This window comes from Stenotrophomonas sp. 364 (assembly GCF_009832905.1).
GTDB lineage: Bacteria > Pseudomonadota > Gammaproteobacteria > Xanthomonadales > Xanthomonadaceae > Stenotrophomonas > Stenotrophomonas maltophilia_AP.
Genome location: NZ_CP047135.1, coordinates 3,468,265 through 3,493,072 on the forward strand (window position 1 = coordinate 3,468,265; position 24,808 = coordinate 3,493,072).

Here is a 24,808-nt window from a genome sequence, read left to right on the forward strand (position 1 = left end):
GACACCCGCAGGGACGGAAGCGGGGCACGCGACACGCCCCAGTATGATCAAGACGAATGACGGGGGCGGTTCCCCAATGCCCTGACGCGCAGGCGGGGCATCAGCGCCCGTTGCGGGCCCACGCCAGGCGCTGCAGGGCGGCGCGCACGTGATTCTCCACGGTGGTGACCGACACCTTGAGGCGCTTGGCCACGTCGGCCTGGGTCAGGCCCTGCAGGCGGTTGAGCCGGAAGATGGTTCGGGTGGGCTCGGGCAGGTGCGCGGCGGCGGCGAGCACGCGCTGCAGTTCGTCCTGGGCCATCGCCTGTTCTTCGGTCGACAGCACTTCGTCCGGTCCCCACAGGTAATGCTCGGCGAGCAGGCGTGCGCGGCGGGTGCGCTCACGCCCGTGGTCGGTGGCCAGGTTGGTGGCCAGCCGATACAGATAGGCCCGCGGGTTGTCGATGGCCTGGCCGCTGTCCACCCCGCGCGCCTTGAACCAGATCGCCTGGATCACGTCCTCGGCACCGCCATCGTTGCCCAGGATGCGCTGCACCAGGCGCAGCAGCGCAGGGCGTTCGCGGATCAGCATCTCGGTGAGGGCGGAGGCGTTGGTGGTCATGCGACGGACGCGTGGGCCGGGGCGGAAGGCGCGCCATGCTACCCCGCAAATGCGAATGAGTCACGTTTGTGAGGTTCGGCCGCCGAGCCGTCGCCGTGTTCGCGCCGCAGCTCAGAGGCAGGTGGTCAACCCTTCGTACACCGTGGTGCGGGTCCCCGGCAGCGCGGTGTCGATGGCGTCCTGCCCCTGAAGGGTACCCAGCAGCAGCGGCAAGGGGGTGTAAGACGCCAGCGGCAAGCGGCAGGCCCAATCGCGGGCATCCACTGTGACCGCACCGGTGGCGGCGTCGACGTTCATGTTGCTGCCGGCGAATGTCCACCGGCACTCCCCCACCCGGCCACTGGCGGCGTGCACCGAACAGCGCAGGCGCATGGCCTGCAGGTTGTAGTACTCGCCCTCGCAGAAGGTGTCGCCGCATATGTCATCGAAGCCGCGCACCAGCGCCTGTTCCAGCGCACGGAAACGCGCCCCACCCTGGCCCGGGCCGGGATAATCCCGCGCGTCCACGTAGCGGGCCGCCGACACCGCGCGCTCCGGCTGCCGGGTCTGCTGGAGGCAGTCGCCCACCGCCTCGCCGATGGACAGCGCCGCACCGGGCAGCACGACATCCAGCGCGTCGGCGCGTTCCAGAGACGCATGGAAGGCCTCCACCGCCACCCCCGTGCCCAGCGGCAAGGGGCAGTCCCAGCGCCGGTTGTCCGACAGGACCATGCCGGTGTCTGCCGCTATCTGCAATTTGCTGGCAATGAACAGCCAGTTGCAGGCGTGTACCTGCCCGCTGGCCGCGTTGACCGAGCAGCGCAACTGCAGTGCGCGCAGGTTGCTGTAATCACCCTCGCAGAGGGTATCGGCGCAGACCGCGTCGAAGCGGCGCGCCAAGTGGGATTCCAGGGTGTAGAAGCGGTCCCAGTTGGCCTCGTTGCGGGGGAAATCCACCAGGTCGACGAACGGCTGGGCAAGCAGCGGGGCGCTGGGCAGCCAGGCCAGCAGGGCGAACAGGCGCAGCAACGGCCGAAAACGTGGGTACATGGCCAGACTCCAACGGAAGGAGAACCAGCGTGGCCTGGCCCGGAGCACGGGCCCATCCGGCAAGGCCGCGCCGGGCCGTGGGGAAACCCTCCATGGGGCCGTGGTCCCGCCCCCGCTGCACGCGGCCCGGCAAAGGCATAAAATGGGGGGCTATCCGCCTACATCCCCCTCTCGGAGTACACCCATGGGTCTGGAACTCGTCTCGCCCGGCAAGAACCCGCCGGAAGAAATCAACGTCATCATCGAGATCCCGAAGGATTCCGAGCCGGTGAAGTACGAAGTGGACAAGGAAACCGGCGCGATCTTCGTCGACCGCATCCTGTCCACCCCGATGCGCTACCCGTGCAACTACGGCTACGTGCCGAGCACCCTGTGCGGCGACGGCGACCCGGCCGACGTGCTGGTGGTGCTGCCGCTGCCGCTGATCCCCGGTTCGGTGGTGCGTTGCCGTCCGGTCGGCGTGCTCAAGATGAGCGATGAGGCCGGCAGCGACGAGAAGATCCTGGCCGTGCCGATCTCCAAGGTGTTCAGCGGCTACGCCCACGTGGAAGACATCGAGCAGGTGTCCAGCCACTGGCTGGAGCGCATCGGCCACTTCTTCGAGCATTACAAGGACCTGGAAAAGGGCAAGTGGGTCAAGCTTGACGGCTGGGCCGGCGCTGCCGAAGCCAAGCAGATCCTGATCGAAGCGCACCAGCGTTACCTCAGCAACAACGGCTGAGGCTGAACGGCATCGCTTCGGCGCTGGCCGCCGAAGCGATGGACATCACGTTTTTTGACTGCGGCACATCACTATTTGTGCCGGATTGGGTACATTGCGTCTTCACACCGTCCACGGTGCGTTTCACCGTGGTCAGCCAGGGGACTTGTCGTGCGCATTCTGCTTGTTGGGGACCAGGCCAGCCTGTCGGCTGAACTGATGGATTTCATTGCCGATCTTGGGGAAGAGTGGCAGCCGCTGACGGCCTCCGATGGCCAGTCGGCCATGAGCATCGTCGCCGCCGGTCCGGTGGACGCGGTCATCGCCTGCCCTACCCTGCCCGATCTCACGGCCACCACGCTGCTGGGGCAGATCCGCACCCTGCGCCCGGAGACCATCCGGATCGCACTGGTGGATGCCGACCATGGCAACCGCCCGCCGCCGGCGCGCCTGATCGGGGTGGCCCACCGCTTCCTGCCGATGCCGCTGGCCCCGGAAGTTCTGCTGGAAGCGCTGACCAGCCTGGAAGAACTGCGCGAGCTGCTCGATAGCGCGCATCTGCGCAGCGCGATCGGCCGCATCGAAAAGCTGCCCTCGCCGCCGCATCTGTACCTGAGCCTGACCCAGGCGCTGGAACACGACGACGACACCAACACCGCCGACGTCTCCAAGCTGGTATCTGCGGACCCGGCCATTGCGGCCAAGGTGCTGCAGTTGTCCAACTCGGCATTCTTCAACAGCGGCCGCACCATTTCCGACCTGCGCACCGCGGTAACGCGGCTGGGCCTGTCGACCCTGCGCGACCTGGTGCTGGCCAGCGAAGTGTTCTCCGCCTCGGCGTTGTCCGGTGCCGAACGCAATTCGCTGCAGCAGCGCGCGTTGCTGGCCTCGCGGCTGGCGGCCAAGCTGCTGCCCGATTCCAGCGCCGAGCTGGGTGCGACCGCGGCCCTGCTGGCCGACATCGGGCTGCTGCTGCCGGGCGTGCGCAACGAGCGCGTTGCCCCGACCGACGCAGCCGATGAACGCCCCGGCCATGCCGAGGCCGGCGCCTACCTGCTGGGCCTGTGGGGCCTGCCGATGCCGATCATCGAGGCGGTGGCGTTCCACCTGCAGCCGCAGAAGTCCAACACGCGCAGCTTCTGGGTAACCGGTGCGGTGCACGTGGCATTGGCCCTGATCAACGGGGACCCGGTGGATGAGGAGTACCTGCAGCGTGCCGGCGTGCTGCACAAGCTGCCGCAGTGGCGGGACCACGCCAATGGCCTGATGGGTCTGGTGGCTGCAGAAGCCTGAGGCCACCGCCCCACGCCCTGACGCGGGGCAGTAGCGCAACGGAAAAGCCGGCCAGTGGCCGGCTTTTTTGTGGTTCTTCGCCCCTCTGCGGGCAGGCAGAAACGTGCATTGGCGCTTTCCAGGCGCTGTCGGTGGGTCGGGCGCTGGGCCCCATGCCCTTGGAGGCGAAATAAAGGAGGAGGTGGCGGCCGCAGGCCGGCACCGGGGGACATTCGCCGGAAAGGGCATGGGGCCCAGCGCCCGACCCGCCGACAAAGCAAAAAAGCCTGGCTTCCCCTGCTTGCCGCAAGCCGAGCCCCGTAGCAGCCGGTAGGCCCCTGGGCAAAATCAAGGAGGAGGCCGCGCCTGCGGCCGGGGGACATTTGCACCAGGGGCCTACCGGCTGCTACGGGGCCCTCACGCTCGCGACCGCCCCAATCGGAGACGCCAGCCGATCCAAACGGCTTCTGCGCACACACGGCCACCCGCGCACCGTCGTGCTCACGCTGCGACGCCCTTGCAACAAGATGCTTTCCTCAGATGGGAGCAGACCTCTTTGTGGCCGCAGCATCGATACCTGGGAGGGTAGAACGCCCAGGCCCCCGCACAAACAAAAGAGGGCGGACCTTGCGGTCCGCCCTCCTTTTTTACTGCTACAGAGCTTCGATGGATCAGAAGCGCTGGGTGTACTTCATGTACAGGAAGCGACCGATATCGAAACCGCCGTAGTTGGCGAAGCTCGAGTTCGGTGCCGAGTACATCAGCGGACCCTTGTGGTCGAACACGTTGTTCGCACCGACGGCGATGGTGGCATCCCAGGGCGCCTTCCAGTTGATCTGCAGATCGTGGAAGGTGTTGGAGCCGGTGTGACGCAGCGGCGCGCTTTCGCCATTGGCGAAGTGGTCCGGGGCATCGCACCAACGGTCGTCGACGCAGTCTTCCTTCATGCCCGAGTAGTAACGGGCGGTGTAGGTCGCACCGAAGTTGCCCAGTTCCCAGTTCACGCCCACGTTGGAACGCACGCGGAACAGACCTGCCTCGCTGACGCGACCGATGATGATGTTGTCACCATCGGAGTTCTGGCCGGCTTCGTCGTACTTGGACAGGTAGCTGGTCTGCCAGTCGATGCTGAACTGACCGATCGCCAGTTCCGGCAGACGGTACTTGACGCCCAGGTCGTAGCCTTCGGTCTTCATCGAGCCGAGGTTGGCCAGGCCGTAGGTCAGCGCGCTGATGTGACCATCGGCAGCACGGGTCACGCCTTCGCAGCGTGCCGAGTTGCCCAGGACGTAGCAGTCACGCAGGATGCGGTCGACGCTGTCCTCGATGATCATGTCCTTGATCTCGTAGCGGTACCAATCCAGCGAGATGTCCAGACCCTGCACCCAGCGCGGGCTCCACACCAGACCAACGGTCTTGCTGGTGGAGGTTTCCGGCTTCAGCTCAGCGTTGGAGCCGCTGATGAACTGGTCCGGGGTCGCGCACGGCCAGGTCTTGCACGGCTGGCCGCCCTGGGCCTGCTGCACGTAGTCAGCCGGTGCGCCGCCGCTGAGGCAGGCGGCATTGCCGGCAACGCTGCCCGCAACGCCCACGGCGCACGGATCGGTGTAACGCTCGAAGCTGGCGTCGCGGCCGCCGTACAGGTCGCTGATGCTCGGGGCACGGAAGCCTTCAGCATAGGTACCACGGACCAGCAGCTCGTCGATCGGGCGCCACACCAGGCCGAACTTGGAGTTGATGGTGTCGCCGAAGTTGCTGTAGTCCGAGTAACGGCTGGCAACGTTGAAGCTCAGTTCCTTGGCGAAGGCCATATCGGCCAGCACCGGGATGTTCAGCTCGACGTAGAACTCGTTGAGGCTGTAATCACCCGAGGTGGTGGTCGAGGCAAGGCCGGTGCTCTGGCCCGACTGGCGGAAGGCGTCCGGCACGAAGCGGCCGTCTTCCTTGCGGTGCTCGTAGCCCATCGCAATGCCCAGCTCGCCGGCCGGCAGGTCGACTATCGACCCGGACAGGTTGGCGGTGTAGCTGGTGGTCTTGGTGATGCCGGTGTCGGTGAAGGTCGGGAACAGGAAGCTCTGCAGGTCCGGATCCGCCAACGAACCCTGGCCAGCCACGCCGTACGGCAGCAGCGGGTTCCACGGGCGGCAAGCGCTCAGCGGGGTCGGGTTGGCCGCGGTACCACACTGGGCCACACCGTTGCTGTTGATGAACGACGGGCCCAGCGCCTGACGGGACGCGATCAGGCTCATGTCGCCGTGACCGGTCTTGGTGACTTCGTTACGGTTCCACAGGGCGCCAGCGTCCCAGTCCCAGGTCTTGCCGGCCAGCTCGAAGAAGCCGCTGACGGTCGGGGCAAAGCGCAGGGTCTTCATGTCGCTGGTGGTGGTGCGCGGCACTTCCCACAGACGACGACGGAACTGCAGGTCCTGGCCAACCGGGTTGAACGCGCTCGAACCGGACAGCGGGGTGTTGATCGCGGCCGACTGCGACTGATACGGGTAGCCCGCGATCTGCTGGTCGGTGGTGCGCTGGTTGTACAGCAGGTCGGCGTTGAACGTGATCGAATCGGTCAGGTCGTAGTTGCCGTTGACGTAGACCGACTTACGCTCGATGCCGGTCGACGCCATCATCTGCTGGTTGGCGTTGGAGAACTCGCCCGGGGTCAGCTCGTGGTAGTCGTTCGGGTTGTTCGGGTTGCCGCCCGGATTGAGCGTCTGCCAGATCGCATCCTTGCCTTCGCACTTGCCGAACAGCTTCGGGTTGCACCAGGTGCTGTTCTGGCTGATCGGGCTCCACTCTTCAGCGGTCGAGTTCGGGCCACGGCCGCCATCACGGCTGAACCAGCGGTCCTTTGCCCAGACCGGATCCTGCTTGGAGTATTCGGCCGACAGAGTCACGCCGCCGCGCTCGCCTTCCGAGCCCAGGGTCAGCGAATAGGTGGTGCCTTCGCCGTCGCCTTCGCCGTACTGGCCGTAGTAGACGCTGGCTTCAGCGCCGTCGAAGCGCTTGCGGGTGATCACGTTGACCACGCCGGCGATGGCGTCCGAACCGTAGATGGACGAGGCGCCGTCCTTCAGCACTTCGATACGCTCAACGGCCGACATCGGGATCTGGCTCAGATCCTGGTAGCCGCCGGTGGTGGCGCCCAGACGCTTGCCGTTCATCAGCACCAGCGTACGGGTGGCGCCGAGGTTGCGCAGGTCGACGTAGTAGCCGCCGACGTTTTCGCCGGACGACAGGGCGTCCGAACGCGAAATGGCCGGAGCACCGGCCGAGGTCAGGTTCTGCAGGACGTCGGCCACCGAGGTGTAGCCCTGCTTTTCCAGGTTCTCACGGCTCAGCGTCAGGATCGGCTGCTGGGTCTCCATGTTGGCGCCACGAATGCGCGAACCGGTGACTTCAATGCGATCCAGGTCGGTCGCGCCCTTTGCTTCCTGTGCGGAAGCAAAGGTCGGCGACAGCGCGAGCGCAATGCCGGCGGGCAGAAGGCCCAGCCGCACTGCAGGAGTACGAAAATTCATTTATCTCTCCGAGGTACGTTAGTAGCGTGTTAAACCGCCTCGGAAAGTTACGATTGCGTTGCGGTTAATTATTTGCGGGAAGCAACCGATGGCTTTGCCGACTTTGGCGGGAGCATTCCACCGGCCTCGCGAAAGCCTGACGCAGACTGCCCGTAACGTGCCCGAAATGCCCTTGCAAAGCTGCAGCAGTTGTCAAATCCACTCGCAGCGGCGACTTCGCCGATCATCATGTCGGTATCACGCAGCAGGTCGGCCGCGCGTTCCAGCCGCAGGCGTGCCGACAGCGACTGCGGGCTTTCTTCATACAGGCTCTGGAAGGTCTTGGACAAGTACCAGCTGGAGAAGTTGGTCAGCTCGGCCAGTTCGCCGATGCGCACCACGCGGTGGCTGTTGCCTTCCAGGTACAGGCGCGCACGCTGCATGCGACCGAACACCTGGCGCTTGCGCACGCGCGAACGGCCCGGGCAGCGCTGCACGCCGGTGGCCAGCACGCGCTGCAGCGAAGCCAGGTGCAGCAGCACCGGGCGCAATGCCTGCGCCGGCTGGCCACTGGCCAGTGCATCGCGCCACAGGCGCAAGGCCACGCGGACTTCGGCGCGGCTCATGCTGCCGCGGCCGGCATACAGGCTGCAGTCGTCCAGCTCGCCCAATGCGCGCAATGCGTCCGGGGTGAGGCTCAGGCCAATGCACAGGCCATCGCGGCCGGCCTGGATCATCGGCTTGGATTCCTTCTCGAAGGCGATCCACTCGCGCTGGCGCAGGCGGAAGCGACCTTCCTTGGATTCCACCCACGCACTGCCACGCAGCTGCATCCACACGGTGAAGGTGGCGCCGGCGGTCTGCAGGCTGCCGAGCCGGGCCACGCCCAGGCAGGTGGGCAGCGGACCGTCGTCGACGATCTTGTCCAGGGAAAGCGATTGGCCGCGATCGGCCAGGGAAAGCTGACGCATGACTGCACACCGTGTTTGCCGTTGTGGGGCAAACGTTTTGCCAAATCAGGCGGCCCGGGTCAGGAAAGTCCTACGAGATTCATCCGAATTCGACACGAGGCCGATACGAAGGAAGTACGAAGACTATTTTCCCTTCAAAAACAGGGCGTTGGAAACGGCCGAGAAGACCGGCACTGGCGCCTCGGGGAGTGGCATCACGCCGATGTCGGCACCGTCGGCCACCGCCAGCGCCACGTACAGCGCGCTGCCATCGGGGTGCGCACTGAAGCCGTTGCCTGCACTGAGCCGATCCACGTCCAGGCAGTGTTCGGTGCGGGTGGCACCGGCGTTGATGCGCGAAAACAGCGTGGCGCATTCGGCATCGTTGGACAGGTAGTCCACGCTGCCATCGCGGGCCACCGTCCAGGTCCGGTAGCGCCAGCGCGATGGCCGATCGTCGCTGACCTGCTGGATGCTGCCGGTGTTGAGCTGCGCATCCACCGACCACAGCCCACCGGCCGACAACCGGGTGAACAGCACCCGCTGCGCGCTGCGGTCGAAGCGCGCCTGCGACACCCCTTCGATACTGGCCAGCAGCCGCCATGGCGACTGCCGACGATCGAACAGGGACAGCCGCAGCCGCTCGCGCGCGTCGCGATCCACCACCAGCACGTGGTCGCTGTCGCTGCCGTACAGGGCCTGCAACGGCTGGGCGACCGGCACCGGCAATGCCACCACCTGCTCATCGCGCGGTGACACTTCATAGATCACCGGGTTGGCCTGCGCATCGCGTCCGGATACCAGCAGGTGCGTGCTGTCAGGGGACCAGTCCGCCGCCTGCCGCGTTTCCGGCCGCAGCCCCTCCACCGGGCGCAGCGAATCGGGCCGGGTCAGGTCGGCCCACCACAGGCCGTAGTTGCCGGACCGGTCGGAGGTGAACACCAGTTGCCGGCCGTCGGGCGCGAGCATCGGCTGACCATCGCGGCCGTTGGAGGGGAACAGGCGTTGCGGTTGCCCCGGCTGGCCATTCTTGAGCGGCACCCGGAACAGCCCGAACTGCGCCTTACGGTGCACGAAGGCCAGCATCTCGTTGTGCCGCGACACCGCCGGCGACTGCGCATCGTCGATACCGACGTCGCGCAGCGTGCGGTTCTGCGTATCCAGTTCGTACAGGCGTGATTCGCTGTCTACGCGACGGCCGAACACGATGTGGCGGCTGTCGCTGCGCCAGGCCCAGCCGCGGATCTCGGCCGAGTCGGCGGTGAGCTGTTCGGGGACGCCGCCGCCCGCCGGAAGCCGCCACAGGTCGCCGATCTGCGGGTTGCGCACGAACACGATCCAGCGCCCATCGGGCGAGTAGCGCGGCGCGTAATCAAAGCTGTCTTCGGCTACCTGGTAGGCCAGCGGGGTCCAACGGCCACTGGCGATATCCAGCACGCGGATGCCACGGTGGGCATGCGCGCCGGCCAGCGAGCCGAAGACCAGGCCGCGCCCGTCCGGGGTCCAGTCGAAGCTGAGCAGTTCGGTGCCGTCGCAGCGGGTGACGTGGCGCACCGCGCCGCCGGTGGCGCTGGCGATCAGCACCTCGCAGCTGGCGTTCGGACCGAACCGCGCGAACGCGATGTCACGCCCGTTGGGCGACCAGTTGGGGAAGCGGTCGGAATAGCCGTCCGGCGTCTCGGCGAGCAGCCGCGCCGGCGCGTTGCCCGAGGTCTGCACCTTCACCGTGCTGCCTGCGCGGGCGCTGCTGTCGGCCTCGTAGGCGACCTGCGAACCGTCCGGGGACAGCGTGGGATAGGTTTCGAACCCGGCGGTGGCGGTGATCAACCGGTACGGCCGCTGCGGGCTGCCGACCACCCGGCTGCCATCCTCCAGCACGCCGCTGGCAGCCTGCCCGGACGGCGGGCGCTGCAGCAGCATCGCCGCCATCACCAGCAACGCCACCAGCATGGCCAGCCCCACCGCCAACAGTACGTAGCGACGGATGCGCCGCCAGCGGCCGCGCATCGACACCGGTGCCGGGCCTGTTGCAGGGGAAGCCGACGCAGGTGCTACCGCGATGGCGGCGGGCGCCACGCCCGGATCGGCGGGGACCGGCGCAACGGATTCGTCGGCCAGCATGCGCACCGGCACCAGCAGGCGGTAGCCGGTCTTGGCGATGGTTTCGATGTACGCGGTGCCGTCGCCGTCGTCGCTGGCAAACGCCTTGCGCAGCTGGGTGACCGCCTGGGTAAGCACATCATTGGTCGGCAGCGTGTCGGGCCACACCTCAGCGAACAGTTCGTCGCGGGTGACCACTGCACCGGGGGAACGCAGCAACGCTTTCAGTACACCCAGCGCCTTCGGGGTAAGCCGGCGCACGCGACGCGCACCGGGCACCGTGACCTCGCGCGAGGACAACGTGACGGTGCAGCTGCCGATACGCACGACATCGGCCGAAGGAGGCTCACTAATGTTGCTGATCATTCCAGTGGTACGAAGGACTGCAGAACAACAGGAACGCAGCATTCATCGCAACCGACACCGATCGAACGAACCGCCAGATTCCGCACATGCCATCAGCGCAAACCGTAAAACAACTGAAGCGCGCGAATACTAGCCTATGCCGGTTAACCGCGCCTGTGCGTGCGGCCAACATCAGGCTCTCTCTCGCCGACGAATTCACATAAATCGCGTCAACATTCGCGCCTTCGGGCGCGAATTTTTTATCTGCGATTCAGCTTTGTCCACGCTTGAGGATGGTCAGTCCGACCAGTCGCGAGACCACCAAAGCCACGTACATCACGCCTGCAAACTGCTCCAGCATGACGAGTGCGCGGGCCTGCGGATGCACCGGCACCACGTCGCTCAACCCCACCCCGGACAGCAAGCTGAAGCTGAGATAAAGAAGCTCCATCCAGGTGCGCAATTCGCTCTCGCTGGTCGCCAGGAAACTGCCGGGGTACCACTGCTGGCAGACGGAGAAGGCGAACGCGAATGCCCAGGCCAACAGGGTGAACGTTGCCCCGGCCGCGAACAGCTCGTCGCGGGTGACCTTGTGGTCCTGGAGCATGTAGGCGGTCAGGCTGCCGGCGGTATAGAAATACAGCAGGCATTCCAGCAACTGGGCGGTGGTAGTGAGCCCGGGCCGGTCGAGCAGTGCCCCGGCGATGGAGAACACCACCGCCGGGATGGCCAGCAGCAGCGCCAACCACATGCCCAACGGGCTGCGCCGCACCACCCACAGGGCCAGGCCGAGCACGGCAATGCCGAACGCACCGAACACCGCGCGGCTGGCCCCGGCCTCGTCCATCGCCGGGTACAGCAGCACGCCCAGCAACTGCACGGCCAGCAACCACGCCGACGGATGCCGCCGTGCGATGGCCAGCCACTTGGTGGTACGTGCGATTGCCATGCCAGTTCCCTTCCCTGCCCCGTTTCGCCGCCGAGCTTAGCGCGCTTGCCACCCGTGTCGCATGAGCATGCCGGGGCGACGGCGCGCCACCCCGGCGCCGGCCTCATTCCTGCCGGTACACCTGCGCGCCGAGGTCGCGGAACTGCGCCGACTTGTCGGCCATGCCCTCCTTGATCGCATCCTGCTCGGACAGGCCATGCGCGGCCGCGTAGTCGCGCACGTCCTGGGTGATCTTCATCGAGCAGAAATGCGGGCCACACATGGAACAGAAGTGGGCCAGCTTGTGCGCGTCCTTGGGCAGGGTTTCATCGTGGAATTCCTTGGCCTTCTCCGGATCCAGCCCGAGGTGGAACTGGTCTTCCCAGCGGAACTCGAAGCGCGCCTTGCTCAGTGCGTTGTCGCGCACCTGCGCGCCGGGATGGCCTTTGGCCAGGTCCGAAGCATGCGCGGCGATGCGGTAGGCCATGATGCCGTCGCGCACGTCCTGGCGGTTGGGCAGGCCCAGGTGTTCCTTCGGGGTGACGTAGCAGAGCATCGCGGTGCCATACCAGCCGATCATGGCGGCACCGATCGCGCTGGTGATGTGGTCGTAGCCCGGCGCAATGTCGGTGGTGAGCGGCCCCAGCGTGTAGAACGGCGCTTCGCCGCATTCGCGCAGCTGCTTGTCCATGTTCTCCTTGATCAGCTGCATGGGCACGTGGCCCGGGCCTTCGATCATGGTCTGCACGTCGTGCTTCCAGGCGATTTTGGTCAACTCGCCGAGGGTTTCCAGTTCACCGAACTGCGCGGCGTCATTGGCATCGGCGATGCAGCCGGGGCGCAGGCCATCGCCGAGCGAGAAGGTCACGTCATAGGCCTTCATGATCTCGCAGATGTCCTCGAAGTGCGTGTAGAGGAAGTTCTCCTTGTGGTGGGCCAGGCACCACTTGGCCAGGATGCTGCCACCGCGCGAGACGATGCCGGTCACGCGCCTGGCGGTCAGCGGCACGTAGCGCAGCAGCACGCCGGCGTGGATGGTGAAGTAGTCCACGCCCTGCTCGGCCTGTTCGATCAGGGTGTCGCGGAAGATCTCCCAGGTGAGTTCCTCGGCGCGGCCATCCACCTTCTCTAGCGCCTGGTAGATCGGCACGGTGCCAATTGCCACCGGCGAGTTGCGCAGGATCCACTCGCGGGTTTCGTGGATGTGCTTGCCGGTGGAGAGGTCCATTACCGTGTCGCCGCCCCAGCGGATCGCCCACACCAGTTTTTCCACTTCCTCGGCGATGCCCGAGGACACCGCGCTGTTGCCGATGTTGGCGTTGATCTTGGTCAGGAAGTTGCGGCCGATGATCATCGGCTCGCTTTCCGGGTGGTTGATGTTGTTGGGCAGTACCGCGCGGCCGCGGGCGATCTCGTCGCGCACGAATTCCGGCGTGATCCGCGCCGGGATGGACGCGCCGAAGGATTGGCCGGGATGCTGCCTGAGCAGCGCGGCATCGCCGATGGCCTCGATGCGCTGGTTCTCGCGGATGGCCACGAATTCCATTTCCGGAGTGATGATGCCGCGCCGTGCGTAGTGCATCTGGGTGACGTTGGCGCCGGCCACCGCACGTCGTGGCTGCAGCCGCGACGGAAAACGCACCGCGTCCAGGCGCGCGTCGGTTTCGCGCGCCCGCCCGAAGCTGGAGCTCAGGCCGTGCAGCAGTTCGGTGTCGCCCCGCTCGGCCACCCAGCCGGCCCGCAACGGCGGCAGGCCGCAGGAGAGGTCGATGCGCGCATCCGGGTCGGTATACGGGCCGGAGGTGTCGTACACGGTGACCGGCGCGTTCTCTTCCCCACCAAACAGGGTCGGCGTGCGGGTCAGCACGATCTCGCGCATGGGCACTTGCAGGTCGCTGCGCGAGCCGGGCACGTGGATCTTGCGCGAACCGGGAATCGGTCGGGTAACCGAGTCGGACAATTGCTGGGCCTGCTGCTGCAGGGAGGAAAGCGCTGCGTTCATGACTTCGTCCTGGATCGGGTTCCGCCCAGGAATAGGCGGAACGGACGAAGCGGCGGCGCACGCCGGACGCAACACGGGCGGTCTTCGGGCGGGGCAGCCCTACGGCGCAGTGCGTCAGCATTGCGAAGCATCCCTACGCCGGTATCAACCGGATCAGGTTCGAAGGGACTGTCTCAACCGTGGCCACTGGGCCGCGGTACCCCCGCTTCGGGGCGAATTAGACCACAACCCGGACGTGATTGCCGCGCCCGTCGATGGAGCGCCGCAGAGGGCGGCCTGCACGTGAAAAAAGCGCTGATCTGCCATCCGATAGAATGCTGCGGCGCGGAACGACCGCCTTGCCGGACCGCCGTGGCGTTCCGCAACGGCATCGACCGGCTTGAATCGCCCCAGCCGCCGCCCTGGCAGCGCGGGAAACGGCAGGCACTCGCTCGCCCCCTTTGTACGGAGAAACTCCTCCATGGTGTTTCGCATATCCATCGCACTGATCGTCGCATTGGTGCTGATCGCCGGCCTCGCGCCCGGCCCCTTCAACGACGTGATCCAGAGTGGCCTGGCCCACATCATCCGCAGCACCGGCTGGCTGTACCTGCTGGTGGTGTTCATCACGCTGTCGTTCCTGATGTACCTGGCGTTCGGGCGACTGGGCTCGCTGCGCATCGGCGGTGAAGATGCCGAGCCGGATTTTTCCAACGCCAGCTGGATGTCGATGCTGTTCGCTGCCGGCATGGGCATCGGCCTGGTGTTCTGGGGCGCGGCCGAGCCGATCTCGCATTTCGTCAAGCCACCGGAAGGGCTGGCGCCGCAGAGCATGGAAGCGGCCCGTGCGTCGATGCGCTACGCGTTCTTCCACTGGGGCCTGCATCCGTGGGCCATCTATGCGCTGATCGGGCTGGCGATGGCGTGGTTCCAGTTCAACCGCAACGGCCGCGGGCTCATCAGCGACCTGCTGCAGCCGGTGATCGGTGCGCATCACCGTGGCTGGATGGGCACGGTGGTGAACGTGGCGGCGGTGGTGGCCACCGCGATCGGCGTGGCCACCACGCTGGGCTTCGGTACGATCCAGATCGCGGCGGGCCTGCATCGCGTGTTCGGCATCCGTGATTCGATTCCGGTGCAGCTGACCATCATCGCGGTGGCGTTCGTGCTGTACATGGCGTCGACCGCCAGTGGGGTGAACCGCGGCATCAAGTGGCTGTCCAACTTCAACCTGGCGCTGGCGGCGGTACTGCTGGCGCTGGTGATGGTGCTGGGGCCGACCGGTTTCATCTTCGATACGTTCACCACCACCATCGGGTCCTACCTCAATTCGCTGGTGACGATGAGCCTGCGCATGTCGCCGTTCTCGGGCAGTACGTGGGTGGCCGACTGGACGATCTTCTACTGGGCGTGGTGGATCGCGTGGGCGCCGTTCGTGGGTTCGTTCATTGCGCGGGTGTCGCGCGGGCGCAGCATCCGCGAGTTCGTGCTGGGCGTGGTGATCGCACCGAGCGTGCTGGGCTTCCTGTGGTTCTCGGTGTTCGGCGGCACGGCGCTGTGGTCGCAGATCTTCGGCCACGTGGATCTGGCCCAGGCGCTGGGCAATGGCTATGAGACGGTGCTGTTCACGATGTTCGACAGCCTGCCGATGCCGATGGTGTTGTCGGTGATCGCGCTGGTGCTGTTGACGATCTTCTTCGTGACCTCGGCCGACTCGGCGGTGCTGGTGTTGGCTACGATGTCCACCGAGGAGGCGGGCGATCCGCCGCTGGCACGGCGCATGGTGTGGGGCGTGGCGATCGCGCTGATTGCCGGCGTGTTGCTGCTGGCCGGTGGGCTGACCGCGCTGCAGGGCATGATCACGATTGCAGCCTTGCCGTTCGCGCTGTTGATGCTGCTGGTGATGTGGTCGCTGTACCGGGTGCTGGACATGGAGTACGCATTGCAGCGCCGGCGGACGCAGCGGGCTCGCCGGATGATGGACGCGTGGATCGAGCGGGAGATCGCCGCGCAGGAAGAGACGCGGGATGAGGCGGCGCGGGCGCCGTAGTTTGCCTCTGCCATGATGCCCCGGTTGGGTCGGGGTGGATGGGCGTGCGGGACACGCCGTAAACCCCGCTTCGCGGTCCGGCCCAGCCGCTGGCGGCTGTGCGTTCGACCGCATGCGAGGCAGTGCCTCGCAAGCAATGCGCTCTCACCCCTGGGGGCTCGTGGGCGCCATCCATGGCGCCCAACGGTCCCGCACGCCCATCCACCCCGCCCCTGGACACATGGCGGGCGGTGTGGGGAGAGCAGCCGACCAACGGTCGGCTCTACCGTTGGTCCGCCAATTGCATAGCGGGGCGGCGTTGTCGCCGATCATTGCCGCGCGTTGCGCGGCCAGCCGACCAACGGTCGGCTCCACCCCGGGTTAATAGCCTGCGGCCTGGCCGTCTTTGCGGCTCTCCGAGGCGCCGTAGTACACACCGGTGTCCGGGTCGCGCAGGATGGCCTGGTAGCCGCCGTAGGGACCGTCGGCGAAGGTGACGCGGTGGCCCTTGCGCATCAGCGCGCGCACCGTTTCGTACGGGAAGCCGGTTTCCAGGTTGACCTCGCCACCGTCGCTCATCGCCGTGGCCTGCCCGGTCGGCTCGGTCGAGCCTTCGTGCTGGATGCGCGGCGCATCGCCGGCTTCCTGCAGGTTCATGCCGAAGTCGACCATGTTCATCACGATCTGCGCGTGGCCCTGCGGCTGCATCGCCCCGCCCATTACCCCGAAGCTCATCCAGGGCTTGCCGTCCTTGGTCACGAAGCCGGGAATGATGGTCTGGAACGGGCGCTTGCCCGGCGCGTAGCCGTTCGGGTGGTCCTTCTGCAGGACGAACATCTCGCCGCGGTCCTGCAGGATGAAGCCCAGCCCCGGGGGGGCCATGCCACTGCCCATGCCGCGGTAGTTGGACTGGATCAGCGACACCATCATCCCGTCCGCGTCGGCCACGGTCATGTAGATCGTGTCGCCTTCCTGCAGCTGTCTGGGGGTGCCCGGCTGCACTTCGCGCAGGGCCTTGTCCATCGAGATCAACGCGCGCCGCTGTGCCGCGTAGTCCTTCGAGACCAGCCGGTCCACCGGCGCCGGGTGGAACGCCGGATCGGTGTAGAAACGCGCGCGGTCGGCGAAGGCCAGCTTCTTGGCTTCCACGAACAGGTGCACGTGCTCGGGCGAGCCGAAGGGGATCTTCGAGAAGTCGTACCCCTCCAGCACGTTCAGGATCTGCAGCGCCGCGATGCCCTGGCTGTTGGGCGGCAGCTCCCACACGTCGTAGCCGCGGTAGTTGCTGCTCACCGGCTCCACCCACTCACCGTGGTGGCTGGCCATGTCCTCGTAGCTCAGGTAGCCGCCGTTGGCCTTGAAGTAGCTGCCGATGGTGCGGGCGATGTCGCCCTTGTAGAAGGCATCGCGGCCGCCGCGGCCGATCTGCTCCAGGGTATTGGCCAGGTTCGGGTTCTTCCACATCTCGCCCTTGCGCGGCGCATGCCCGTTGACGGTGAACTGTTCCTTGAAGCCCGGGTACTGCGACAGCTTGGGCACCGAGCGGTCCCAGTAGTAGGCAATGACCTCGGCCACCGGATGGCCCTCGCGGGCGTAGCGGATGGCCGGGGCCAGGTTGTCGGCCATCGGCTTGCGGCCGAAGCGCTCGTGCAGCGCGAACCAGCCGTCCACCGCGCCCGGCACCGAGACCGGCAGCGGGCCGGTGGCCGGGATCTCCTTCAGGCCGCGGCGCTGGAACTCGGCCAGGGTGAGCGACTTGGGCGACCGGCCCGAACCGTTGTAGCCGTAAAGCTTCTGGGTCTTGGGGTCCCACACGATGGCGAACAGGTCGCCGCCGACGCCGTTGCCGGTCGGCTCCATCAGGCCCAGCGCGGCGTTGGCGGCGATCGCCGCGTCCACGGCCGAGCCGCCGCCCTTCATCACATCCAGCGCGATCTGGGTCGCCAGCGGCTGCGAGGTGGCGGCCATCGCGTGCGGGGCGATCACCTCCGAGCGGGTGGCGAAGGGATGGCCGGTGACGCGGTCGGCGGCACTGGCGGCGATGGGAAGGGCACACAGCACGGCGGCGGCAAGCAGGCCGCGGGCAAGACGTCGGGACACGGGGTGGTTCCTGAAGGGTGGTAGCCACACCGATAGTGGCGGCAGAGCGGCCGCGATGGCATCCCACAATGGTCATGCCACGCATGGAATCGGCGACGAAATCCGCGCAGAACGTGCCTGCAAAATAGTGAATTCGGGTTCACCGCAACGCTTTCAACCGCAACCATCCTTGCGTGGCGGGGCTTTGGGCTGGATGCAGGCGAAACTGTTGGAAATATGCCCGCCAGGGTTGACAGCCTTAAAACCGCTGTGGTTTTCTCGATCTCATGTTGCAGCGCACAGCCATCCGCGAATCCATCGAGCACGCCGACACCGGCGGGGCGTCGATCAGTTCGCTTCTTGTCCTCGTACTTATTACCCAACCAACAGGTGCGGGACGGACCGGCGTGTAAGCAAGACTGCCAGGTATCCATCAAAACCCGCACCCACCCAGGTGCGGGTTTTTTCGTTTCAGAGCCCCCTCATTTTCCTCCGCCTTCCCGAGTTGCCCTTCCCGCCATGACCCGCCCGTCTGCCACCACCGTCTTCACGCGCACCGCCCCCACGGCGGATGCGTGCGGTTGTGGCGCTGCGCGTGCCACCGCTTCCCCTGACTGGCCGACGCGTCGCTGACCGTCGGCCATCTTTTTATTTCCGCCAAAGGACCTCCCCCATGAGCACCAACGACCTGCCCCAGATCAAGATCGCTGTTGTCGGCTACGGCAGCCAGGGCCGCGCCCACGCACTGAACCTGCGTGAATCCGGCTTCGACGTTGTCATCGGGCTGCGCCCGGGTGGCCCCACCGAGGTCAAGGCGCAGGCCGATGGCTTCACCGTCAAGGCCCCCGCCGAGGCGGTCAAGGATGCGGATCTGGTAGCCGTGCTGACCCCGGACATGGTGCAGAAGAAACTCTACGAAGACGTACTCGCGCCGAACATGAAGCAGGGCGCGGTGCTGTTGTTCGCGCATGGCCTGAACGTGCATTTCGACATGATCAAACCGCGCGACGACCTGGACGTGGTGCTGGTCGCGCCGAAGGGCCCGGGTGCGCTGGTGCGCCGTGAGTACGAAATCGGCCGGGGCGTGCCGTGCATCTGGGCGGTCTACCAGGACAGGAGCGGCAAGGCCGCCGAGTACGCGCTGGCCTATGCGGCGGGCCTGGGCGGCGCACGCGCCAACCTGATCCAGACCACGTTCAAGGAAGAGACCGAAACCGATCTGTTCGGCGAGCAGGCAGTGCTGTGCGGCGGTGCCTCGGCGCTGGTGCAGGCGGGCTTTGAAACGCTTGTGGAAGCCGGCTACCAGCCGGAAATCGCCTACTACGAAGTCCTGCACGAACTGAAGTTGATCGTGGACCTGTTCTACGAAGGCGGCATCACCCGCATGCTGGAATTCATCTCCGAGACCGCGCAGTACGGCGACTACGTCAGCGGCCCGCGCGTCATCGATGCCGGCACCAAGGCGCGCATGAAGGACGTGCTGACCGACATCCAGAACGGCACCTTCACCAAGAACTGGGTGGCCGAATACGAAGCGGGCCTGCCCAACTACAACAAGTTCAAGCAGGCCGACCTGGAGCACCCGATCGAGAAGGTAGGCAAGGAACTGCGCGCCAAGATGGTCTGGTTGCAAAGTCAAGCCGCGTAACCGCGCGGCTCCCCCACCCGCTTTCGTAAAGGTCACCGCATGAACACCTCCGCACACAGCACCGCGCCCCGCAACGGCGCACGCTGGTTGACGCAGGCCCTGGAAGCCGAGGGCGTGCACACGCTGTTCGGCTACCCCGGCGGCACCATCATGCCGTTCTATGACGCCCTGGTGGATTCGGGACTGAAGCACATCCTGGTCCGCCACGAACAGGGCGCGGCCCTGGCCGCCAACGGCTATGCGCGCGCCAGCGGCCAGGTCGGCGTGTGTGTTGCCACCTCCGGCCCCGGCGCCTCCAACCTGGTCACCGGCATCGCCGATGCGATGCTGGATTCGGTGCCGATGGTCTGCATCACCGGCCAGGTGGCCACCCCGCTGCTGGGCACCGACGCGTTCCAGGAACTGGACGTATTCGGCCTGACCATGCCGATCGTCAAGCACAGCTGGCTGGTGCGCTCGGTGGATGACCTGCCGCGCGTGGTCCGCGAGGCCTTCCGCATCGCCCGCGAGGGTCGCCCCGGGCCGGTGCTGATCGACCTGCCCAAAGATGTGCAGATCGCCGATGCCTCGCATCTGCCGACCCACGTACCGGAGGCGGTGAGCCCGCCGCCGGCACCGCAGGAAGCGGTCGTGGCCGCGGCCATCGCCGCGATCGCCGCCGCCGAGAAGCCGGTGATCTATGCCGGTGGCGGTGTCGCACTGGGCGATGCGGTGGAGGACTTCCGTGCCTTCGTCGAGGCCAGTGCGATCCCCACCGTGCTGACCCTGCGTGGCTTGGGCGCGCTGCCGCCGCAGCATCCCCACTACCTGGGCATGCTGGGCATGCACGGCACCCGCGCGGCCAACATGGCCGTGCAGGAAAGCGACCTGCTGGTGGTGGTCGGCGCGCGCTTTGACGACCGTGCCACCGGCAAGTTGAACGAATTCGCCCCGTTCGCGCGGGTCATCCACATCGACGCCGACGCGTATGAGATCTCCAAGTTGCGCAGTGCCGACATCGCCGTGCCGGGCAACGTGGGCAGCGCGCTGCGTGCGTTGACCGCCGCGGCCACCACGCCGGCCTCGCAGGAGGCCTGGCGCAAGCGGTGCGGCACCCACCGCGAGCGTTTCGCCGCCCGCTACGACGCCCCGGGCAAGCACATCTATGCCCCGGCGCTGCTGAAGCGCCTGAGCGAGCTGGCCCCAAGCGACGCGATCATTGCGTGTGACGTGGGCCAGCACCAGATGTGGGTGGCCCAGCACTGCCGCTTCAACCACCCGCGCAACCACCTGACCAGCGGCGCACTGGGCACCATGGGCTTCGGCCTGCCCGCGGCGATGGGTGCGCAGTTCGCCTGCCCCGACCGCACCGTGGTGCTGGTGTCCGGCGATGGCAGCTTCATGATGAACGTGCAGGAGCTGGCCACCATCGCCCGCTGCCGCCTGCCGGTGAAGATCGTGCTGTTGGACAACAGTTCGCTGGGCATGGTGCGCCAGTGGCAGGAACTGTTCTTTGCCGAGCGTTACAGCGAGATCGACCTGTCCGACAACCCGGACTTCGCCGCGCTGGCCCAGGTGTTCGGCATTCCCGCCACCCGCATCGAGGCCCGCGACGACGTCGAGGGCGGCCTGGCCGCGCTGTTGGCCCAGCCGGGCCCGGCGCTGCTGCACGTGGCCATCGATGCCCGCGCCAACGTGTGGCCGCTGGTGCCGCCCAACAACGCCAACAGCACCATGCTGGAAAGCAACCCTGCCCATCAGTCCCAGGAGTTCCCCAATGCAATACCGGCTTGACCTGGTGCTGGTTCCCGCCGAGGGCGCGCTGCTGCGCGTGATCGGCATGGCCGAACGCCGCGGCTTCGCGCCGCGCGCGATCGCCGGCGCGCCCAATGCGGCCGACAATGGCCGCTGGCACCTGCAGATGGTGGTGGATAGCAGCCGCCCGCCGGAGACCCTGTGCCGCCAGATCGAGAAGATCTACGACTGTGTTTCGGTGCGCATCAGTGCGCTGGAACCCGGCACGGGAGTATCGGTATGAACGCCCGCACCGTTTCCACGGTGCCGGTACGGAGGTCTCTTCTCGCAGCACAGGGAAGTGCAAGTGGTGCGCGTGCAGGATGCATGGCGTCGCACCACGCACGGACGTCGTGGCACCGTGCAGCGCATGCCGGCGATCACCGTGGCCGGGGGCGAAATGCCCACTAGCGGTGCCCCGCAGGAACCGGAAGTAGGCGACGTAAGCGTCGCCGACGTGCTGGCCGCGCAGGCGCGGCTGCGCCGCTACCTGCCGCCTACCCCGCTGCACTACGCCGAGCGCTTCGGCGTGTGGCTGAAGCTGGAGAACCTGCAGCGCACCGGTTCCTACAAGGTGCGCGGCGCATTGAACGCGCTGCTGGCCGGGCGCGAGCGCGGTGATGACCGCCCGGTGATCTGCGCATCGGCCGGCAACCACGCCCAGGGCGTGGCATGGGCGGCCTACCGCCTGAACATCCCGGCGATCACGGTGATGCCGCACGGCGCACCGGCGACCAAGATCGCCGGCGTGGCCCACTGGGGCGCCACCGTGCGCCAGCACGGCACCAGCTACGACGAGGCCTACGCCTTCGCGCGTGCGCTGGCCGACCAGCACGGCTACCGGTTCCTGTCCGCGTTCGACGACCCCGACGTGATCGCCGGGCAAGGCACGCTGGGCATCGAGCTGGCGCCGCATGCGCCGGACGTGGTGATCGTGCCGATCGGCGGCGGTGGCCTGGCCTCCGGCGTGGCGCTGGCGCTGAAATCGCAGGGCGTGCGCATCGTCGGTGCACAGGTCGAAGGCGTGGATTCGATGGCCCGCGCGATCCGCGGTGATGTCCGCGAGATCGCCCCGGTGGCCACGCTGGCCGACGGGGTCAAGGTGAAGATTCCCGGCTTCCTGACCCGCAAGCTGTGCAGCGCGCTGCTGGACGATGTGGTGATCGTGCGCGAAGCCGAGCTGCGCGAGACCCTGGTGCGGCTGGCCCTGGAAGAACATGTCATCGCCGAGGGCGCCGGTGCCCTGGCCCTGGCCGCCGGGCGCCGCGTGGCCGGCAAACGCAAGTGCGCGGTGGTCAGCGGCGGCAACATCGACGCGATGGTGCTGGCCCAGCTGCTGGCCGACATCCGCCCCCGCCCGCCGCGCAAACCCCGCCGGCGCGCCAGCGAGCGAACGCGACTACCGCTGCCCACCGCGCTCGCCCCACCCAAGATTCCCGCTGCTTCCCCTTCCTTTGTGACCCCATCCGACATCGCTGTCGAGGAGACCTCCTGGTGACCACGCCCAACTCCCCCCGCATTAGAATTTTCGACACCACCCTGCGTGACGGCGAGCAATCGCCTGGCTGCAGCATGAGCCCGCAGCAGAAACTGGTGATGGCCCGTGCGCTGGACGAGCTGGGCGTGGATATCATCGAAACCGGTTTCCCGGCCAGCTCGCAGTCCGACCGCGAAGCGATGGCGATGATCGGTCGCGAAGTGCGCCGGCCGACCCTGGCGGTGCTGTCGCGCTGCCTGGCCGCCGATATCGAAACCTCGGCCAAGGCCCTGGAGGCCGCCGCCAACGCACGCCTGCACGTATTCCTGTCCACCAGCCCGCTGCACCGCGAGCACAAGCTGCGCATGAGCCGCGAGCAGGTACTGGAATCGGTGCACAAGCACGTCAGCCTGGCGCGCAGCTACATCGATGACGTGGAGTTCTCCGCAGAGGACGCCACCCGCACCGAGGAAGACTTCCTGATCGAGGTCGCCCGCGTGGCCGTGGCCGCTGGCGCCACCACCATCAACCTGCCCGACACGGTGGGCTTCACCACGCCCGAAGAGATCCGCGGCATGTTCCAACGGGTGATCGCCGGGGTGCCGGACAGCGACCGCATCATCTTCAGTGCGCATTGCCATAACGACCTGGGGCTGGCCGTTGCCAACTCGCTGGCCGCCATCGAAGGCGGCGCACGGCAGGTGGAGTGCACCATCAACGGCATCGGCGAGCGCGCCGGCAACTGCTCGCTGGAAGAGATCGCCATGGTGCTGAAGGTGCGCAACGCCTTCTACGAGGAAGACACCCGCATCAACACCCCGCGCATCGTCTCCACTTCGCAGCTGCTGCAGCGCCTGGTCGGCATGCCGGTCCAGCGCAACAAGGCGATCGTGGGCGCCAACGCATTCGCGCACGAGTCGGGCATTCACCAGCACGGCATGCTGCGCCACCGCGGCACCTACGAAATCATGCGCCCGGAAGACGTTGGCTGGGAATCCTCGCAGATGGTGCTGGGCCGCCACAGTGGCCGCGCCGCGGTCGAACAGCGCCTGCGTGCGCTGGGCTTCTGTCTGTACGAGGAAGAACTGAAGCATGTCTTCGAGCAGTTCAAGGCGCTGTGCGAGCAGCAGCGCGTGGTCACCGACGCCGACCTGCAGGTGTTGATGCAGGGCAGCGCCACCCAGAACGGCTACCGCCTGGCGTCGATGACCATCAGCGACGTGGGCAGCCGCGCCAACGCGCTGGTGGAGCTGTCCGACCCGGACGGCAACCGCGTGGCCGAAACCTCGCAGGGCGACGGCCCGGTGGATGCGTTGTTCGGTGCGCTGTCGGCCGCCACCGGCGTGCAGCTGATGCTGGACAGCTACCACGTGCACAGCGTGGGGATCGGCGCCGATGCACGCGGCGAGGCCAACCTGAGCGTGCGCCACGAGGGCGTGGAGTACGAAGGCACCGGCACCAGCCGCGACATCATCGAAGCGTCCGCACTGGCCTGGCTGGACGTGGCCAACCGCCTGCTGCGCCAGCGCAACGCCACCGCCGAACAACCTGCGGCCAGCGCCGCAGCCTGAGGAATCTGCATGAGCGCCTTCGACAGCCACACCACCCCCGACGCCGGCCAGCAGTGGAACGCGCACGACTACGCCATCGACGCCGGCTTCGTGCCCGTGCTCGGTGGTGCGGTGGCGAGGCTGCTCGATCCGCAGCGCGGTGAACGCATCCTCGACCTGGGCTGCGGCGACGGCGTGTTGAGCTTCGACCTGGCGCTCAGCGGCGCACACATCACCGGCGTGGACGCCTCGCCGGAGCTGGTCGTCGGCGCACGCGCACGCGGCATCGAGGCGCACGTCATGGATGCCCATGCCCTGACCTTCAACCGCCAGTTCGATGCGGTGTTCAGCAACGCCGCCCTGCACTGGATGCGCGGCGCCGACCAGGTGATCGCCGGCGTTGCCCGTGCGCTGAAGCCTGGCGGCCGCTTCGTGGCCGAGATGGGCGGGCACGGCAACGTGGTGGCCATCACCAGCGCGCTGCAGGCCGCCCTGGGCAGCAACGCCCACGCAGTGCCGGCGTTCCCGTGGCACTTCCCCACCGCCGACGACTACGCCGAGCGCCTGCGCGCGCACGGCTTCCAGGTGCGTTACATCGAGATGCAGGCCCGCCCCACCGCACTGCCCACCGGCATGCGCGGCTGGCTGCGCACCTTTGCCTCCCCGTTCCTGGCCGGCCTGGACGCCACGCAGCGCCAGCGCGTCATCGACGACGCGGTCGCGCTGCTCGAGCCGACCCAATGCGACGCGCGCGGCCAGTGGACCGCCGATTACGTGCGGCTGCGCTTCGATGCGCGCCTGCGCACTATTTGACCTATCTTCTACACGTACACAGCAAGGCCATTC

General features: G+C 67.0%; 17 protein-coding genes and 1 riboswitch. Of the genes, 9 read left to right on the top strand and 8 right to left on the bottom strand.

Annotation, left to right across the window (positions count from 1 at the left end):
* Nucleotides 1–100: 100 nt before the first annotated feature.
* Together GQ674_RS15685 and GQ674_RS21650 are read right to left on the bottom strand one after the other, a co-directional pair.
* Entirely contained in the window at nucleotides 101–601 is a 501-nt protein-coding gene (locus tag GQ674_RS15685) for an RNA polymerase sigma factor (RefSeq protein WP_159497814.1), read from the bottom strand.
* 111 nt (nucleotides 602–712) lie between these two features.
* Nucleotides 713–1,630: a hypothetical protein gene (locus tag GQ674_RS21650; RefSeq protein WP_236546103.1), complete on the bottom strand. Its 918-nt coding sequence runs from the start codon at nucleotides 1,628–1,630 to the stop codon at nucleotides 713–715.
* 184 nt (nucleotides 1,631–1,814) lie between these two features.
* Here GQ674_RS21650 and ppa point away from each other — a divergent pair, with 184 nt between their 5' ends.
* Entirely contained in the window at nucleotides 1,815–2,351 is a 537-nt protein-coding gene (ppa, locus tag GQ674_RS15695) for an inorganic diphosphatase (protein WP_137190271.1), read from the top strand.
* Between the two features lie 150 nt (nucleotides 2,352–2,501).
* A complete protein-coding gene (locus GQ674_RS15700; protein WP_159497815.1) occupies nucleotides 2,502–3,623 on the top strand; it encodes an HDOD domain-containing protein in 1,122 nt (373 codons plus the stop codon).
* A gap of 650 nt (nucleotides 3,624–4,273) precedes the next feature.
* On the opposite strand, the gene GQ674_RS15705 is transcribed toward GQ674_RS15700, so the two are convergent.
* From GQ674_RS15705 to thiC, 5 genes are all read right to left on the bottom strand, one after another.
* The gene (locus tag GQ674_RS15705) at nucleotides 4,274–7,123 is read right to left on the bottom strand and encodes a TonB-dependent receptor (protein WP_159497816.1); all 2,850 of its coding nucleotides are present in this window, start codon (nucleotides 7,121–7,123) and stop codon (nucleotides 4,274–4,276) included.
* Nucleotides 7,124–7,191: 68 nt separating this feature from the next.
* Nucleotides 7,192–8,073, bottom strand: coding sequence for a helix-turn-helix transcriptional regulator (locus GQ674_RS15710; protein WP_159497817.1), 882 nt, complete (start codon nucleotides 8,071–8,073; stop codon nucleotides 7,192–7,194).
* Between the two features lie 123 nt (nucleotides 8,074–8,196).
* Nucleotides 8,197–10,518: a winged helix-turn-helix domain-containing protein gene (locus GQ674_RS15715; RefSeq protein WP_159497818.1), complete on the bottom strand. Its 2,322-nt coding sequence runs from the start codon at nucleotides 10,516–10,518 to the stop codon at nucleotides 8,197–8,199.
* Between the two features lie 250 nt (nucleotides 10,519–10,768).
* The gene (locus GQ674_RS15720) at nucleotides 10,769–11,446 is read right to left on the bottom strand and encodes an ion channel (protein ID WP_159497819.1); all 678 of its coding nucleotides are present in this window, start codon (nucleotides 11,444–11,446) and stop codon (nucleotides 10,769–10,771) included.
* Nucleotides 11,447–11,549: 103 nt separating this feature from the next.
* Nucleotides 11,550–13,427, bottom strand: coding sequence for a phosphomethylpyrimidine synthase ThiC (gene thiC / locus GQ674_RS15725; RefSeq protein WP_159497820.1), 1,878 nt, complete (start codon nucleotides 13,425–13,427; stop codon nucleotides 11,550–11,552).
* 112 nt (nucleotides 13,428–13,539) lie between these two features.
* A riboswitch (TPP riboswitch) is annotated at nucleotides 13,540–13,641 on the bottom strand.
* Nucleotides 13,642–13,887: 246 nt separating this feature from the next.
* Between thiC and GQ674_RS15730 the strand changes: the two genes are divergently transcribed.
* The gene (locus GQ674_RS15730; protein WP_159497821.1) at nucleotides 13,888–15,456 is read left to right on the top strand and encodes a BCCT family transporter; all 1,569 of its coding nucleotides are present in this window, start codon (nucleotides 13,888–13,890) and stop codon (nucleotides 15,454–15,456) included.
* A gap of 360 nt (nucleotides 15,457–15,816) precedes the next feature.
* Here the strand turns inward: GQ674_RS15730 and ggt are convergent, their stop codons facing one another.
* Complete coding sequence (gene ggt / locus GQ674_RS15735; RefSeq protein WP_159497822.1) at nucleotides 15,817–17,535, bottom strand: gamma-glutamyltransferase; 1,719 nt, start codon at nucleotides 17,533–17,535, stop codon at nucleotides 15,817–15,819.
* Between the two features lie 652 nt (nucleotides 17,536–18,187).
* On the opposite strand from ggt, the gene ilvC reads away from it, so the two are divergent.
* From ilvC to GQ674_RS15765, 6 genes are all read left to right on the top strand, one after another.
* A complete protein-coding gene (gene ilvC / locus GQ674_RS15740) occupies nucleotides 18,188–19,162 on the top strand; it encodes a ketol-acid reductoisomerase (protein ID WP_038686400.1) in 975 nt (324 codons plus the stop codon).
* Between the two features lie 39 nt (nucleotides 19,163–19,201).
* The gene (ilvG, locus tag GQ674_RS15745; RefSeq protein WP_159497823.1) at nucleotides 19,202–20,935 is read left to right on the top strand and encodes an acetolactate synthase 2 catalytic subunit; all 1,734 of its coding nucleotides are present in this window, start codon (nucleotides 19,202–19,204) and stop codon (nucleotides 20,933–20,935) included.
* Complete coding sequence (locus GQ674_RS15750) at nucleotides 20,919–21,179, top strand: ACT domain-containing protein (protein WP_128095641.1); 261 nt, start codon at nucleotides 20,919–20,921, stop codon at nucleotides 21,177–21,179. The genes ilvG and GQ674_RS15750 overlap by 17 nt, the downstream gene beginning before the upstream one ends.
* Before the next feature lie 156 nt (nucleotides 21,180–21,335).
* Nucleotides 21,336–22,433 carry a threonine dehydratase gene (locus GQ674_RS15755; protein ID WP_159499498.1) on the top strand — a complete coding sequence of 366 codons (1,098 nt, stop codon included), beginning with the start codon at nucleotides 21,336–21,338 and terminating at the stop codon, nucleotides 22,431–22,433.
* On the top strand, nucleotides 22,427–23,983 hold the full coding sequence (locus GQ674_RS15760; RefSeq protein WP_159499496.1) for a 2-isopropylmalate synthase: 1,557 nt from the start codon (nucleotides 22,427–22,429) through the stop codon (nucleotides 23,981–23,983). The genes GQ674_RS15755 and GQ674_RS15760 overlap by 7 nt, the downstream gene beginning before the upstream one ends.
* Before the next feature lie 9 nt (nucleotides 23,984–23,992).
* On the top strand, nucleotides 23,993–24,775 hold the full coding sequence (locus GQ674_RS15765; protein WP_159497824.1) for a class I SAM-dependent methyltransferase: 783 nt from the start codon (nucleotides 23,993–23,995) through the stop codon (nucleotides 24,773–24,775).
* Nucleotides 24,776–24,808 lie beyond the last annotated feature (33 nt).

What these genes read in the sequence shown, in the direction of transcription:
- GQ674_RS15730 (WP_159497821.1), top strand. Translation starts at nt 13,888, where the DNA reads ATGGTGTTTCGCATATCCATCGCACTGATCGTCGCATTGGTGCTGATC.
- GQ674_RS15715 (WP_159497818.1), bottom strand. Translation starts at nt 10,518, where the DNA reads ATGATCAGCAACATTAGTGAGCCTCCTTCGGCCGATGTCGTGCGTATC.
- GQ674_RS15755 (WP_159499498.1), top strand. Translation starts at nt 21,336, where the DNA reads ATGCCCACTAGCGGTGCCCCGCAGGAACCGGAAGTAGGCGACGTAAGC.
- thiC (WP_159497820.1), bottom strand. Translation starts at nt 13,427, where the DNA reads ATGAACGCAGCGCTTTCCTCCCTGCAGCAGCAGGCCCAGCAATTGTCC.
- GQ674_RS21650 (WP_236546103.1), bottom strand. Translation starts at nt 1,630, where the DNA reads ATGTACCCACGTTTTCGGCCGTTGCTGCGCCTGTTCGCCCTGCTGGCC.
- ilvC (WP_038686400.1), top strand. Translation starts at nt 18,188, where the DNA reads ATGAGCACCAACGACCTGCCCCAGATCAAGATCGCTGTTGTCGGCTAC.
- GQ674_RS15765 (WP_159497824.1), top strand. Translation starts at nt 23,993, where the DNA reads ATGAGCGCCTTCGACAGCCACACCACCCCCGACGCCGGCCAGCAGTGG.
- ilvG (WP_159497823.1), top strand. Translation starts at nt 19,202, where the DNA reads ATGAACACCTCCGCACACAGCACCGCGCCCCGCAACGGCGCACGCTGG.
- ppa (WP_137190271.1), top strand. Translation starts at nt 1,815, where the DNA reads ATGGGTCTGGAACTCGTCTCGCCCGGCAAGAACCCGCCGGAAGAAATC.
- GQ674_RS15710 (WP_159497817.1), bottom strand. Translation starts at nt 8,073, where the DNA reads ATGCGTCAGCTTTCCCTGGCCGATCGCGGCCAATCGCTTTCCCTGGAC.
- GQ674_RS15705 (WP_159497816.1), bottom strand. Translation starts at nt 7,123, where the DNA reads ATGAATTTTCGTACTCCTGCAGTGCGGCTGGGCCTTCTGCCCGCCGGC.
- GQ674_RS15720 (WP_159497819.1), bottom strand. Translation starts at nt 11,446, where the DNA reads ATGGCAATCGCACGTACCACCAAGTGGCTGGCCATCGCACGGCGGCAT.
- GQ674_RS15685 (WP_159497814.1), bottom strand. Translation starts at nt 601, where the DNA reads ATGACCACCAACGCCTCCGCCCTCACCGAGATGCTGATCCGCGAACGC.
- GQ674_RS15750 (WP_128095641.1), top strand. Translation starts at nt 20,919, where the DNA reads ATGCAATACCGGCTTGACCTGGTGCTGGTTCCCGCCGAGGGCGCGCTG.